12 protein-coding genes are annotated in these 14369 nt (G+C 69.1%); 4 read left to right on the top strand and 8 right to left on the bottom strand.

Annotated elements, in window-relative coordinates; all coding sequences use genetic code 11:
* Positions 1-2: 2 nt before the first annotated feature.
* From fabF to HUA74_RS04840, 3 genes are all read left to right on the top strand, one after another.
* Positions 3-1247 carry a beta-ketoacyl-ACP synthase II gene (gene fabF / locus HUA74_RS04850; protein ID WP_174453559.1) on the top strand — a complete coding sequence of 415 codons (1245 nt, stop codon included), beginning with the start codon at positions 3-5 and terminating at the stop codon, positions 1245-1247.
* Between the two features lie 330 nt (positions 1248-1577).
* Entirely contained in the window at positions 1578-3209 is a 1632-nt protein-coding gene (locus HUA74_RS04845) for a short-chain fatty acyl-CoA regulator family protein (RefSeq protein WP_141643514.1), read from the top strand.
* A gap of 2 nt (positions 3210-3211) precedes the next feature.
* On the top strand, positions 3212-4084 hold the full coding sequence (locus HUA74_RS04840; RefSeq protein ID WP_141643533.1) for a tetratricopeptide repeat protein: 873 nt from the start codon (positions 3212-3214) through the stop codon (positions 4082-4084).
* A gap of 34 nt (positions 4085-4118) precedes the next feature.
* Here the strand turns inward: HUA74_RS04840 and HUA74_RS04835 are convergent, their stop codons facing one another.
* From HUA74_RS04835 to HUA74_RS04825, 3 genes are all read right to left on the bottom strand, one after another.
* Positions 4119-4610: a hypothetical protein gene (locus HUA74_RS04835; protein ID WP_371817192.1), complete on the bottom strand. Its 492-nt coding sequence runs from the start codon at positions 4608-4610 to the stop codon at positions 4119-4121.
* Positions 4607-5389: a sulfite exporter TauE/SafE family protein gene (locus HUA74_RS04830; protein ID WP_174453558.1), complete on the bottom strand. Its 783-nt coding sequence runs from the start codon at positions 5387-5389 to the stop codon at positions 4607-4609. The genes HUA74_RS04835 and HUA74_RS04830 overlap by 4 nt, the downstream gene beginning before the upstream one ends.
* Positions 5390-5514: 125 nt before the next feature.
* On the bottom strand, positions 5515-6408 hold the full coding sequence (locus HUA74_RS04825; RefSeq protein ID WP_141643512.1) for a hypothetical protein: 894 nt from the start codon (positions 6406-6408) through the stop codon (positions 5515-5517).
* A 134-nt stretch (positions 6409-6542) separates the two neighbouring features.
* On the opposite strand from HUA74_RS04825, the gene HUA74_RS04820 reads away from it, so the two are divergent.
* On the top strand, positions 6543-8135 hold the full coding sequence (locus HUA74_RS04820; RefSeq protein ID WP_174453557.1) for a leucyl aminopeptidase: 1593 nt from the start codon (positions 6543-6545) through the stop codon (positions 8133-8135).
* A 205-nt stretch (positions 8136-8340) separates the two neighbouring features.
* Here HUA74_RS04820 and HUA74_RS04815 read toward each other — a convergent pair whose 3' ends face one another.
* The 5 genes from HUA74_RS04815 to HUA74_RS04795 all read right to left on the bottom strand — a co-directional run bounded on the left by HUA74_RS04815 (position 8341) and on the right by HUA74_RS04795 (position 14364).
* Entirely contained in the window at positions 8341-8970 is a 630-nt protein-coding gene (locus tag HUA74_RS04815; RefSeq protein WP_141643510.1) for a hypothetical protein, read from the bottom strand.
* Between the two features lie 57 nt (positions 8971-9027).
* Positions 9028-10263 carry a DUF4388 domain-containing protein gene (locus tag HUA74_RS04810; RefSeq protein ID WP_174453556.1) on the bottom strand — a complete coding sequence of 412 codons (1236 nt, stop codon included), beginning with the start codon at positions 10261-10263 and terminating at the stop codon, positions 9028-9030.
* Positions 10264-10288: 25 nt separating this feature from the next.
* Entirely contained in the window at positions 10289-11377 is a 1089-nt protein-coding gene (locus HUA74_RS04805; protein ID WP_371745506.1) for a thioredoxin domain-containing protein, read from the bottom strand.
* Between the two features lie 61 nt (positions 11378-11438).
* Positions 11439-12383, bottom strand: a complete 945-nt coding sequence (lpxC, locus tag HUA74_RS04800; RefSeq protein ID WP_141643507.1) for a UDP-3-O-acyl-N-acetylglucosamine deacetylase — start codon at positions 12381-12383, stop codon at positions 11439-11441.
* 484 nt (positions 12384-12867) lie between these two features.
* A complete protein-coding gene (locus HUA74_RS04795) occupies positions 12868-14364 on the bottom strand; it encodes a hypothetical protein (protein WP_141643506.1) in 1497 nt (498 codons plus the stop codon).
* Positions 14365-14369: the final 5 nt, after the last annotated feature.

The raw sequence follows: 14369 nt of genomic DNA, 5'->3' as shown, positions 1-14369 counted from the left end.
GGATGCAGAAGCGGCGCGTCGTGGTGACGGGAATGGGGCTCATCAGCCCCGTGGGAACGGGCGTGGAGAAGAGCTGGGAGGCGCTCGTGCGAGGCCAGAGCGGCGTGGGGCCCATCACCCTGTTCGACGCCAGCGCGCTCGACTGTCAAATCGCCGGCGAGGTGAAGGACTTCAAGGTCGACGACTACATCGAACGGCGTGAGTCGCGGCGCATGGACCGCTTCGCCCACTTCGCCGTGGTGGCGGCGGACATGGCGCTGGAGGACTCCGGCCTGAAGGTGACGCCGGAGAACGCCGAGCGCATCGCCACCATCATCGGCTCCGGCATCGGCGGCATCGCAAGCCTGGAGGAGACCCACCGCCGCACGTTGGAGAAGGGCCCGGACCGCATCAGCCCGTTCTTCATCCTCCAGATGATCATCAACATGGCGCCCGGCTACGTGAGCCTGCGCCATGGACTCAAGGGCCCGTCCTGGGCCCCCAACTCCGCGTGCTCCACCAGCGCGCACGCCATCGGCGAGGCGATGCGCGGCATCCAGCGCGGAGAGTTCGACGTGGCGGTGGCCGGAGGCGCCGAGGCGCCCATCTCCCTGCTCGGCGTCGGCGGCTTCGCGGCCATGCGCGCATTGTCCCTGCGCAACGACGCGCCCCAGGCCGCAAGCCGCCCCTTCGACAAGGACCGCGACGGCTTCGTGCTCGCCGAGGGCGCGGGCATGCTCATCCTCGAGGAGTTGGAGCACGCGAAGGCCCGCGGCGCGCGCATCCTCGCGGAGCTGACCGGCTACGGCGCCAGCTCCGACGCGTACCACATCACCACGCCCGCCCCCGAGCACGAGGGCGCCCAACGCAGCATGCGCGCCGCCCTCAAGGACGCGGTGCTTTCCCCGTCGGACATCGGCTACGTGAACGCGCACGGCACCTCCACCGACGTCGGCGACCTGATGGAGACTCAAGGCATCGCCCGAATCTTCGGCGACGCCGCCAGCACCGTGGCCGTCTCTTCCACCAAGTCCATGACGGGCCACATGAACGGAGCGGCGGGCGCCGCCGAGGCCGTCATCAGCGTGCTCGCCCTCACCCGAGGCGTGCTGCCGCCCACCATCAACCTCCAGCACCAGGACCCGCTCATCACCCTGGACTGCGTCCCCAACACCGCGCGCGAGGCCCACGTCGACGCGGTGATGAGCAACTCGTTCGGCTTCGGCGGCACCAACGTCTCCCTCATCTTCCACCGGTTGATCGCCTGAACCGGCGCCGGCTCTGCTCTGTAAACCGTGAATGCGGGTTTACCAGCACGTGAAGCGGGCTTGGCGCGCCGCGGCAGTAAACTTTTGACAACGTGCGTCGAACACTGCCCGGAACGCACATCCGCGCGCGGATAAAGCGCAGCGATTACATGTGGTTGCACATACTCAGGGGCCAATCGCCCTGTGGACGACGACCGTTCCGTCGCCCGCCACACAGGGAGCGGCCTCAAGAAAAACGTTGATTGCAAATCGGTAAATCGATTTGCAGAGTGGTTCAGAGGGGCGAGGGCGCAAGAGGCCAGGCGCACTCCGACGGGACCCGACTCAGCCATGAACGACAACGCACTGAACGCCAACGTGGGCCTGAAGCTCCGGGGCCTGCGACTCGCCCGCAACATCAAGCAGGCGGACGCGGCGAAGGACCTGGGGGTCTCCCCCGCGTATTTGAACCTCATCGAAAAGGGCAAGCGGGTGATGCCCTTCCCGCTGCTCTGGAAGGCGCTGCGGTATTTCGATCAGGACCCCGAGCAGTTCATGTCCACGCTGGGCGAGGGGCGCGTGGACGAAGCGCTCGCGAAGCTCCTGGACGAGCCGCTGCTCAAGAGCCTGGACATCGACCCGGAGTCGCTCCAGTCGCTGTCCGCGGAGCCGAAGCTCGCGGGCACCGTGGCCGCGCTCTTCAACCTCTACAAGAACACGCGCACGCAGTTGGAGAACGTGCTCGCGCAGCTCAACGTGGAGGAGCGCACGCGGACGCAGGGCGGCAGCGCGGGCAACGGCACCGTGCCGGGTGTGCGCTTCGACTACTCACCCTTCGACGAGGTGAGCGATTTCCTGGAGACGCACCGCAACTACTTCCCGGAGCTGGAGGAGCAGGCCGAGGAGCTGCGGCGGGACATCAGCATCGAGCGCCAGCTCACCAGCGGCCAGTTGATGCAGCTGTTGGAGAAGCGCTTCGGCTACCGCGTGCTCATCGACGCCTCGCCCAGCGGTTCGTCCGTGGTGCGCCGGTTGGACCCGGAGGAGCAGACGCTCACCCTGTCCCCGGACCTCACCGAGCAGCCGCTGAAGTTCCAGATCGCCGCGTCCATTGGCCTGTTGATGTTGGACAAGGAAAAGCTGGTGGAGCGCATCCTCGGCGCGGGGCGCACCCGGCACGGGGAGACGACGCGGCTCATCAAGGTGAACCTGGCCAACTACTTCGCCGGTGCGCTGATGCTGCCGTACGGGGACTTCTTCAAGGAAGTGCAGCGCACGCGCTACGACGTGGAGCTCTTGTCGAGCATCTTCGGCTCCACCTACGAGACGGTGGCCCACCGGCTGTGCAACCTGTCGGACCCCAAGCGCCCGGGCATCCCCTTCCACTTCCTGCGCTCGGACATCGCCGGCAACATCTCCAAGCGCTACAGCGGCACCGGCATCCGCTTCGCCAGCGGCGGCGGGAGCTGTGGCAAGTGGGCCGTGCACCTGGCCTTCCTCAACCCGTCGCAGCTCACCCGGCAGTACTCCATCATGCCGGACGGCACGACGTACTTCTGCTTCGCCAAGGTGCAGCTCCAGCCCACCGAGGGCTCCATCGTCAAGGGCACCGCGTACTCCATCGGCCTGGGCACCCACGCGGAGAACGCCAAATACCTGGCCTATGGCCTGCCCACCAATGACCTGCGCAAGGATGCCATCCCCTCCGGCATCTCCTGCCGCTTCTGCGAGCGCACCGACTGCAACCAGCGCGCGGCGGCCAGCTACCGCTTCGCCTTCTCCTTTGACGAGTACACCAAGAAGGACTGCTTCTTCTCCCCGCTGCTCGGCTACGAGCAGGCCGACAAGGTGGAGAAGGACCGGCACCACGCCCCGCCCCCCGCGGGCGCGGCCGTCCCCCCGGACGTCAATGGCACTGACCGGAGCGAGAAGCACGATTCGTTGGACAAGGCGGCCCGGCGCCGCAAGGGTGGCGACGCGTGAGCATGCACCCGCCCGACGACACCGAACGCGCCCACTTCCTCCAGGCGCTCCAGAAGCAGAAGAACGAACTGGCCACCCTGCGCATCACCGGCTCGCCCACCCAGGTGGGCCAGGGGCTGGTGAGCCTGGCGGAGCTGCACGGCATGTTGGAAGACCATGCCGCCAGCCGCCAGTGCTACGAGGAGGCCCTCGCGATGTTCCAGGAGGCCGGCTACAAGCCGGGCCAGGCCCAGGCCTGCTTCGGACTGGGCGTGGTGAAGGCGAACTTCGAGGACCACCGGGGCGCGGTGGAGCTCATCGCCCAGGCCGCCCGGCTCTTCAACGAGACGAAGGACCGCGACGGAGAGGCCCTGTCCCGCGCCTGCATCGGTGAGTCCCTGCGCGCGCTGGGACAGCCGGAGGCCGCCGAGGAGAAGTACCAGGAGGCCCTCATCCTCTACCGCCAGACGCGCAACACGGAGCGCACCGCGCGGCTGCTGCTGGACATCGGCGACATCCGCATGGAGAAGGCCGAGTACGAGCCGGCTCGCAAGCGCTTCCTGGAAGCCCTTCCCCTGCTGGAGAAGGGCGACGACGCGGAGGCACTCGCGCTGGGCCACCTGCTCTTGGGCGAGTCCGAGGGACTGCTCGGCGACCACGAGGGCGCGCGCACGCACCTCTTGCGCGCGGTGGAGCTGTACCAGGAGCTGCACGACCACGTGTACGAGGCCCGCGCCCGGTGGGACTTGGGCCTGTCCTGCTACTACTCGCAGGACCTGCCCGCGGCGCGCTCCCAGCTCGAAGCGGTGCTGCCACTCTACGAGGAGCAGGGCCGCGCGGACGAGGTCGCCAAGGTGCGCAACATCCTCGCCCACTTCGCCGCGCGAGGCGCCTGAGGCGCCCACCCACCGCCCTGCCCCGGGCGCCGCATCACGCTTGGATGCCGGCGCCCACCGCCAGGGCCAGAAGCCCCAGCACTCCCGCGGCGATGACGGCGTAGCGCCATTCACCGCGCAGTCCCAGCAGCGTGCCCGCCACGCCCAGCCGCGCCACCGGCGTCACCAGCAGCAGCGACGCCGCGGCCTTGCGCAGTTGGTCAATGGCCACGTGCGTGCTCTCCGTGCCTGGCAGCGCCTCCAGGCCCAGCGACAGCACGAACATGCCGCCGCTCAGCACCGCGCCCACGCGCAACACCCGGGCAATCCACCGGTCTCCCGCGAGCGTCCTGTCCCGGACGCGCGTGACGCCTTGGGACGGTGCCTCGGCGAGGCCCGCGGTGACGGGCTCCGCCTCCAGCTCGGGCGCCTCGGCTTGTTGCGCCGGGGTCGCCACCATCGTGTTGGAACCCAGTGCCGCCGGGTCCGCCATCATCGCCGCCGAGACCCGCGGCGGTTCGGCGCCGTCCGGGTCCCCTTCACTCACTCCCACACGCTCGGCCACAGTCCCGCCCCTCCCTTCCACAACATCTGCCCCGCCACCGACAGCAGCACCAATGCGAAGAGTTTCTTGAGCACGGCCGTGGGCACCTTCGGCATCAGCCGGCTCCCGAAATACGCGCCGGCCAGCACACCCACCACCAGCGGAGACACCAGGGCCAGCTTCAGGTGTCCGCGCAGCGCGTAGGCGGCCACGCTGGCCGCGCCCGTCACGCCAATCATCAGGTTGCTGGTGGCGCTGGCCACCTTGAAGGGCACCCGCATGCCGTAGCTCATCAACGGCACCTTCAGCGGCCCACCGCCCACGCCCAGGAGCGCGGAGAGGCCACCCGCCACGAACGAGCCGGAGATGCCCAGCGGGTAGTTCGTCGGCTGGTAGTCGTCCAGCGTCGCGGGCTCACCTCGAGGCGAGCGCAGCAGCATCATCTGCAGCGCGACATAGAGCGTGAACAGGCCGAACACCACCGCCACCATCGCCGGTGCGATGAGCGCCGCCACCAGTCCTCCGGCGATGGCGCCGAGCACCGTGGCCAGCTCCAGCGTCAGGCCCAGACGGATATCACTCAGGTGGTTGTCGACGTAGCCAGCCGCGGCGGCGCACGAGTTGGCGACCACGCACATCAAGCTGGCCGGAACCGCCTCCTCCAGCGGCAACCCGAAGCCCAGCACCAGCGCGGGCACCAGGACGATGCCACCTCCGATGCCCAGCATCGCGCCCAGTGCTCCCGCGAGCCCGCCCACCACCATGAGGAGAAGAACCGTCATTCCTTCACGAGAATAGGAGCGGGCCATCGCCGCGCCCAGCGCCATTCCCCTCTAGGAGACAGGCTCGGCAGGACGGTTGCTCTGCGCGCGAAAGAGCCCAGCACTTCAGGGCGATGCGCGGCGCGCTATGCGGCGCGTACGCCCAGGTTTCCCTCTGGGAAAGCCTCCAGGAAGCGGGCACGCGTACGAGGTGTGAAGGTGCCCCTCGCCATGTAGCCGTGCAACCTCCGAAGGACTCCACGCGCCGACTCCAGCGCACCTTCGACCTCCTGGGAGAAGTCGAACGTGTCGTTGCGGTACAGCTCCTGGAAGGACAAGTGGGCGAAGGCGGGCAGCGCGCGCGTGCGCCCCATGGGGCTGGAGAGGAACAGGCCGGAGACATAGAGGCCGCGCACCCAGCCATCCACCTCCGCCTTGGACGGCGCCTGCCCCACGCGCTCCTGCGAGGACAGCCGCACCAGTTCGTAGATGCCCCGGCCGATGCCTCGCCACGGGAAGCCAGGACTCTTCACCACCTGACACTTCTCGCGCAGCCGGGGCGTGCCCAGCAGGTCCACGCCGTGCAGTTCGCGCAGGTAGAAGAGCGTCTGGGCCCACTCGATGTCACGGTGCGCCGCCAGGGCCCGCTCGCCGCGACGCCGATGCCGCACCACCAGATTGTCCACCACCGGGTGCAGCCGTCGGTCCAGGCACAGGTGCGTGAAGTAGCCGGCGAGCAGGGCCAGCCCTGGCTCGGTGCCCACCAGCGCGCCCGTGGCCACCAGCTCCGCCATCTTCAGCCCGAAGCCCACCGGCGCGCGCTCGTGATACAGCCTCGCGAACAGGGGCATCTCCCGCTCGGGCAGGAACGCGGAGAGGCCCCCTCGGACGCCCTCGCACAGCGGCAGGTCCGGCAGCGCCACTCCGAAGCGCGCGTAGGCCAGGTCTTCGGAGAGCGCGCGCACCCAGTCCGCCGGCAGCTCTCCGGGGTTGGCGGCCAACCGTTCGATGGCGGTCAGATGCATCAGCAAGGTGGGCATTGCCTGACTGCTACCCAGGCCCCTGCTGCAATGCAACGCTCGAATGAAATCCAACGCTTTGCGTGCAACAGGGTGGGCGTTACAGTCCGCGCCCTTCCGTATTTCCCCTCTCCCGTTCAGGAGTTCATCGGCCCATGAATTTCACCTTCGTCTCCGGCGACGCCACCCTCGCGAATGGCGACCTGCTCGTCATTCCGCTCTTCGAGGGCGAGCTGGGTGAGGGCGCCCCGGCCAGTCTGGCTTCGGCGGACAAGTCCCTGGAAGGCCGTCTGCGCGGGGCCGCCACCCAGGAGGGCTTCAAGGCGAAGGCCGACCAGTCCCTGGTGATGCACACGCTCGGCCGGACGACGGCGGGCCGCGTGTTGCTCCTGGGCCTGGGCAACCGCGCGCGCTTCCACCCGGAAGTCCTGCGGCTGGCGGCGGGTCGCGCGGCGAAGACGGCCCAGCGGCTCAAGGTGACGTCGCTCGTCGTGGCGCTGCCCGCCACGAAGGCGCCCGCGGACGCGGTGCGCGCGGTGGTGGAGGGCCTGGAGCTGGGCGCCTACCGCTTCGACAAGTACAAGTCCTCCGCGCGCGAGGAGAAGGGCACGCCCAAGCCCACCAAGGTGGCGCTGGCGCTGCCCGAGGGCACGGAGAAGTCGCGCGACGTGGAGGACGCCCTGGCCCTGGGCAAGCGCGTGGCCGAGGCCTCCAACTGGGCCCGCGACCTGGTGAACGAGCCGCCCAACGCGGTGACGCCCACGGTGCTGGCCGAGGCCGCCCGGAAGTCCGCGCGGGAGCACGGGCTGAAGATCACGATTGGCGGCAAGCGCGAAATCGAGAAGCTCGACATGGGCATGTTCCTGGGCGTCACGGCCGGGAGCACCGAGGAGCCGCGGCTCATCCACGTCGTCTACACGCCGAAGAACGCGCGCGACGCGAAGCGCCCGCCGCTGGCGCTGGTGGGCAAGGCCATCACCTTCGACTCGGGAGGCCTGTCGCTCAAGCCCACCGAGGGCATGGTGGACATGAAGACGGACATGGCGGGCTCTGCGGCCGTCCTGGGCGCCATGCAGGTCATCGCCTCCATCAAGCCGCCCTTCCCCGTGCACGCCTTCATTGGCGCGTGCGAGAACATGCCGGCGGGCAATGCGTACAAGCCGGGCGACATCCTCACGTCGCGGCTGGGCAAGACGGTGGAAATCACCAACACGGACGCCGAGGGCCGCCTCGTCCTGGGCGACATGCTCACCTGGGCCTGCGAGCACCAGCCGTCCGCGGTCATCGACCTGGCGACGCTCACGGGCGCGTGCATCGTCGCGCTGGGCAACTACATCGTCGGCGCCTTCGGTGACAACGACGGCACGGTGAACGAGGTCCTCCAGGCCGCGCGCACCGCCGGCGAGGAGATGTGGCGCCTGCCGGTGAGCGAGCTGCAGAAGGACGCGCTGCGCTCCGAGGTCGCCGACATGAAGAACTCCGGCGAGCGCTGGGGTGGCTCCATCAACGCCGCCCTGTTCCTCAAGGAGTTCGTCGGCGAGACGCCGTGGGTGCACCTGGATATCGCCGGTCCGTCCAACAGCCCCAAGGAGCGCGGCTACAACGCCAAGGGCGCCACCGGCGTGGGCGTCCGCACCCTGGTGGAGTGGGTGCGGCTGCGCACGGAGACGCAGGCCACCGAGGCCGCCGAGGCCCCCGCGAAGCCTGCTCGCGCGGCTCGCGGCGCCCGGAAGTCCGCGCGGAGCTGAGCAGCACGCCTCCGCGGCCCGTCCACCGACGACGGGCCGCGAGAGGGCGCGGACAAGGCCCGCGTCCCCCTTCCCTGGGAGAGGACCCTGGCCGAGCAAGGGCGCGGACGAGGCCCGCGTCCCTTTCTCTAGGAGAGGACCCTGGCCGCGCGTATCGGGCCGAGGGTTCCGCTCGAAGCCAGTGGCCGAGCACCGGCCCTCCGGCTCAGGGCCTAACGGCCTGCGGCACCTTGCTCGGGACGGCCTTGCGATTCGGCAGCGGGCGGATGCCGGCGATGAGCGCATCCACGTTCTGGATGTCGCCCGCCACGGCCTGAGCCGGCCACGTGGCCAGCATCATCAGCACCCGGCCTTCCTGGCCCTCGCGCACGGCCACTCGGCCATGCACGTTGTCACCCACCTGGAAGTTGAAGCCCACCGCCGTATCGGACAGTGCCAGGGGCACGGGGTCCGTGGTGATGAAGCCCGGCTGCTGTCGCAGTCCCTCCGTGAGCCGCTCGGCGAACTGGGTGGGCGTGGCCACCGCGGGCGCCACCTGGAGCACCACCTGCGCACCTGACGGAGGGTGACGCAGCACCACCGGAATCGCGAGCCCCTCCGGCGTGCGCTCGTTCGTCGCGTCCAACTGCCAGTCGTCACTGGGCCGGATGATTTCGAACCCCAGCTCCTCGTCCACGTACGGTCCAGACACGGAGGCCTTCATCGCCTCCACCTGTCCCTGTCCCGAGCCGCCCGTTCCAGGCTGCGCCGCGTCCGCCTTCACGGCCTGACGCGAGCCGCTACACCCCGCGCTCACGACCAGGAACCCCCACGCCAGCTTCCGCAACACACCCATGACCATCGTCCCCCGACCACGAACGCCGTGGCCGCGAACGTGGGCATGTGCCGCCTGCTAGGCCAGCCCTCCCTGCAGGGTGCGGTAGGTGTTGGACAAGCGCTCGGCCACCTCGGACGGCAGGACGTTTCGCGCGGAGAACAACGCGTACGACACGATGGCGTCCAGCGCCTCCAGCGTCAGCGCCCGCGCCACCGCCTCGCCACCACCGGACAGGTTGGCGCGCAGCCGCGCCACATCCACCCGGCCCTCCGCGCTCAACACCACGCCGGCATACGCGTCCTCGAGCCCCGACGGCGGCGCATCGAGGAAGCCACGCAGCAGGTCCACGTCCTCCCCCGCGTCGCGCAGCGCGCGGTGGATGAGGGACAAGAGCAGGTTGTAGCGCTCCTCCGCGGACAAGAGCTCCCACGCCATGCCCTCCACGGCGGGCACGGGCGGCGCGGGAGGCGTGGCGGGTCGCACCGTCAGGTGGCCGCCCTGCACGCACTCCTCCAGCCACGCGAAGAACGCGTGGTGTCCGCTCTCGCGCACCGTGCGCAGCTCGCCCAGCGTCGTGCCCGCGCCCAGCAGCCGGAAGAGGCGCTCCTCACCCGGGCGAGGCCCCTTCGGCCCGGTCTCCGCGCGCATGTCCTCCGGATAGCGCCGCCGCCACCGCGACAGCTCCTCCGAGCGCTTGATTCCGGTGAGCACCAAATCACGCGTGCGCTCCGGCAGCTTCACCACGTCCGCCATGGGCGCGGGGCCCTCGACGAAGAGGAAGCTGCCCTCCGTCAACTCGAAGAGGCTCAGCACCACCTCCCGCACCACGTACGTCATGGCGCTGTAGAGATGGGCCTCGGACACGAGTCCCTCGGAGGTGAGCACCTGGCCGATGCGCCGCGACGGCATCACGCGTGAGAGCGCCTGCGTGAGCTGTGCCTGCGTCACCAGCCCCAGCCGCACCAGCACCGCGCCCAGCCGCTCCCAGCGCTCCGTGGACGTGGCGAAGACGACCTGCCCGTCCCGGAAGGACACCGTGCGGCGGACGGCGCCGTGCTGCACGGCGAGCAACCCGCTGCGAATCCCCGTCAGGACGTGGGCGAAGACTTCCTCCACCGAGAGCGTCCCGAGCGTGCCGGCCAGGAAGCCAGCGAAGCCCATGGGCTCCTGGAGGAGCACCATCCCCTCCGGCCCATGGAACCAGGCCGAGAGGGGACGGGAGGAGGACAGGCCAGCGGCGAGCGACTTCTCCAAATCCAGCGAAGTCGCCTCACCGCCGACACGGGGCGTGGCCTTGGGTTTCTGGGCCACCGCCCGTGCCCTCCGAACCGCGTGATTACTTCTGCGCCGTCGGCTTCAGCTCGGCGTCGATGATGCTCTTGAACTCTTCGACGGGCTGCGCACCCGACAGCATGATGCCGTTGATGAAGAACGCCGGCGTGCCGCTGACGCCGACCTTCTGCGCGTCCGCCATGTCGCTCTTCACGGTGGCGGCCTTCTCACCGGAGTCCAGGCACTTGTCGAACTTGGCCTGGTCCAGCTTCAGCTCGCCCGCGTACTTCTTGAGGTTCTCCAGCTGGAGCGCGGACTGGCTGGCGAACAGCTTGTCGTGCATCTCCCAGAACTTGCCCTGGTCATTGGCGCACAGCGACGCCTCGGCGGCCTTCTGCGCCTCCTTGTGGAAGTCCAGGGGGAACTGACGGAACACCAGCTTGATCTTCCCGTCGTACTCCTTCATCACCTGGTCCACCGCGCCGATGGCGCGGCTGCAGAACGGACACTGGAAGTCGCTGAACTCGACGATGGTGATGGGCGCGTTGTCCGGGCCCTTCGACGGGCCGACGGCGGAGACCGTCTTGCGCTCGGCGGGAGCACGCGGCGGCTCCGGCAGGGTGATCTGCACGTTGGCGTTCTTGCGCAGCTCCGCGAAGAGGGCCTGGGCGCGCTCCTGCTTGGGCTGCTGCGTGAGGAAGTCGAGGATCTGCGGCTTCATCTGCTCGAACGTCGAGCCGGGCGGCAGCTGGCCCTTGGCGCCGTCGAAGACTTCCTTGATCTTCTCCTCGGTCGGCGCGGGAACCTTGTCGTCGATCTCCGCCTTGAGGAACTGGTCCTGCGTGATGCCGCGCTTCTTGGCCTCCGCATCGACCAGCTTCTCCGTCACCATGCCCTCGAGGCCGCGCTTGCGAAGCTGGAACTTCTGCTTCTCCAGGTTGGCGATCGGCTCCTGGACGCGGTCGTTGAGCTCCTTGTAGGTGATCTTCTGGCCGTCACCGAAGGTGGCGACCACGGTGTCCGGGGTGGGCTCACCCGCGGGGGCCTGGGCGGCGGCGGGAGCCTGCGCGGTGACCGGCGCCTTCTCCTTGTTGCAACCGGCGGTGAACGAAGCCGCCAGCAGCGCGGCGAGGATGACGTTGGTTGGACGCATGGGCATGAGCCCGCGACTTAGTCGAGCCAGCCCCGACCTGCAAGGAAATGCCAAACCAACATCAGGCGACGAGCGGCTCCAGCTCCAGCGCGCCGGCCAATCCTGGCAGGCCCAGCTCCAAGCCTTCCACGTCGCGACGACGCGCGGGGACAATCTCATAGCAGCTCGGGTCTGAAAGGACCTTGCGAACCAGCTTGTGATTGAGCGCGTGGCCCGTCTTGTAGGCCGTGAGGTGGCCAATGACGGGACGGCCGAACAGAGACACGTCACCGATGGCGTCGAGGATCTTGTGACGCACGAACTCGTCGGTGAAGCGCAGCCCTTCCGGGTTGAGGATGGACACCTCGTCCACGACGATGGCGTTGTCCAGCGAGCCGCCGCGAGCCAGGCCCAGCTTCTTCAGCTTCTCCACGTCACGCAGGAAGCCAAACGTGCGCGCGCGGGAAATCTCCCGGGAGAAGTCCCGGTCGCTGAAATCCAAATCAAACGCCTGACCCTGGATGACGGGGTGCTCGAAGTCGATGGTGCAGCTGATGCGGAAGTGGCGCGAGGGGGTGAGCGAGGCCTGCTTGTCGCCATCCACCACGGACACGGGCTTGCGGATGACGAGCAGCTCCTTGGGCGCGTCCAGCTCGCGGATGCCCGCATCCTGGATGAGGGCCGCGAAGGGAGCGGCGCTGCCGTCCATGATGGGCACTTCGGGGCCGTCCAGCTCCACCCGGGCGTTGTCGATGCCCAGGCCCGCCATGGCGGACATGAAGTGCTCCACCGTCGCCACCTTCACGCCGTCGCGGCCCAGCGTCGTCGCCAGCGCCGTGTCCACCACGTACTCCGCCAACGCGGGGATGCTCACCGGGCGAGGCAGGTCCGTGCGCACGAAGACGATGCCGTGCCCCGCGGGCGCCGGACGCAGCGTGAGCGTCACCTTCGCGCCCGAGTGGAGCCCGATGCCCTGGAGGCTGGCGGTCTTCGAGAGGGTGCGCTGGTTGTAGGAAGACGGGGGCATGTCGGTGTCGCCTCGTGGCTGCTCGTGCTGCGGGACTTCCGAACGGTCATCTGGCCAGATGGCGCCGGAATCGTTCAACAGTGGTCTGACGCGACGCGCAGATTCAGCAAGTGGCATGCCACGACAGCGTGACATCCCGCCTTCCGTGGTGGGGGGGTCGAATGACTCGAACCCCTTGGAACGGTTGGATTTTTTCTGACATCGCGGTGGGTGCCCATCGTGGCCAGCCACCCTCCCCCCGTCCGAGGGTTGGTGAATTCACCCGAAACCGTGACATTGGTGTCCGGGAATTCTTCACCGCCTCACCCGCCGCCCTGCCCCGTGACGCGCTTCGCAACGAAGCGTGTCTTCCATGCAACACGGGGGCGTCCATAGCGCAAGGAACTGGCTGGAAGCAAACACGCCCCGTACGAGCACACCCCGTGGGGGGTTGCGTCATACGGGGCGAGTGGGCGTGGGTCGATTTTCTCCCCCCACGTGAGGGTCAGCGAGTCGGGACCGCGACAAAGCGATCGCGGAGCGCCTCGGCTTCCTGGCGGTCGAACCCCCTGCCCTGAAGGAGGGTGCGGCGGCTGACGGAGTGGAAGGTGGACTCCAGCGTCTGGCTGAAGCGGCGCAGGTCCTCGGCGAGCCGGCTGCGGATGCCGGGGCCCTCGGGCGGCCAGGGCAGCTCCACCAGGAGCGCGGTGAAGCGGTCGAAGGCGTCGTAGTCCGAGTAGCGCAGCAGCTGGTAGCCGCCGTCGTGGAAGTACGCGAGGAAGGTCTTCAGCGCGTCCAGGGAGCGCTCCGCGGCGGGCACGTCCTCCGCGCGCAGGAACCCCTCCGCGGAGCGGCACAGCTGGGCGTACACCCACAGGTCCTTGCGCAGCCGCAGCGCGGCGTCCTGGGGGCTCACCAGCGCGTCGAAGACGTCGTCGGACAGGCCGCCATTGGGGGCCAGGGCCTCCACCAGCGCGACGACCTGGGTGCGCAACAGCGACCTGAAGGCGGCGGTGGCGCGCGCGGGCGCGTCCGGCTCCTTGTCCACGTGGGCCAGCACCTCGCGGCCAATGCGCTCCGACTCCTTGGCCAGATCCCGCGCCGTCCGCAGGGCCGCGGCCTGGAGCGCCTTGGAGCCCGCCTTGGGCGACAGTTCCGCGTGCAGCCACGTGGCCAAGGCGTGCGTCTCGCTGCGCACCAGCGCCAGCAGCACGCGCACCCGCCGGGGCACGGGCGGCGTGCCTTCCGCGTCCACGTAGGCCAGGTAGTGCAGCAGCCGGAACAGCCCCAGGAACGCGGTGGAGAAGCCGGCGCGCTGCTCTTCCGGCATCCCCACGAGCAGATCCAACAGGCGCACCGAGCGCAGCCGGTCGTACTCGACGCGGAACTCCAACGGCCGGAAGGGCCGGAAGTAGCGGTTGAGGACGATTTCCTTCAGGGCCAGCTTGCCCAGGTCCTGGAAGAGGTTGAGCCGCGCGGTGGGCAGCTGGAGCAGGTGGTCCAGCAGGTTGCGCAGCGCGTCCAGGTCCTCGCGCAGCACGAAGAGGCTCTCCGACGGCGTCTCCTGGTCCAGCTCCTCCTCGATGAGTGCGCGACGCACCCGGTCATCCGCGAGCTGGGTCTCCACGTACTTGCGGAAGACCATCTTCTGGTCGCTGTCCGGGTCCTGGAGGTGACGTGCGACACGGATGGCGCGGTCCATGGCGTCGCGCACGTCCACCAGCTCCTCGTGGAAGTCGCGGGTGACGAGCGGCCGGTCCTTGGCGTCCACCACGGCGGTGAGGTTGAGGTAGCGCTCCACCGCGCGCAGGAGCATCTCGAATTCGAAGAGCAGCTCCTCCCGGCCGTCCACGGGGACGCCGCGAAGCCAGCGCTCGCGCTCGGCGAGGAAGCCCGCGCGCGACGTCTGGGAGGCCCGCATCAGGTCCGCGTAGAAGTCACGCGCGACGCGGAGGGTGGTGGGTCCGGAAGCGGGAGACGCGGGGGAGGTGGCCTGGCTCATGGCTC

It is taken from the genome of Myxococcus sp. CA051A (genome assembly GCF_013336705.1).
GTDB classification, from domain to species: domain Bacteria; phylum Myxococcota; class Myxococcia; order Myxococcales; family Myxococcaceae; genus Myxococcus; species Myxococcus llanfairpwllgwyngyllgogerychwyrndrobwllllantysiliogogogochensis.
This window is presented reverse-complemented; position numbering and strand designations above follow the sequence as displayed.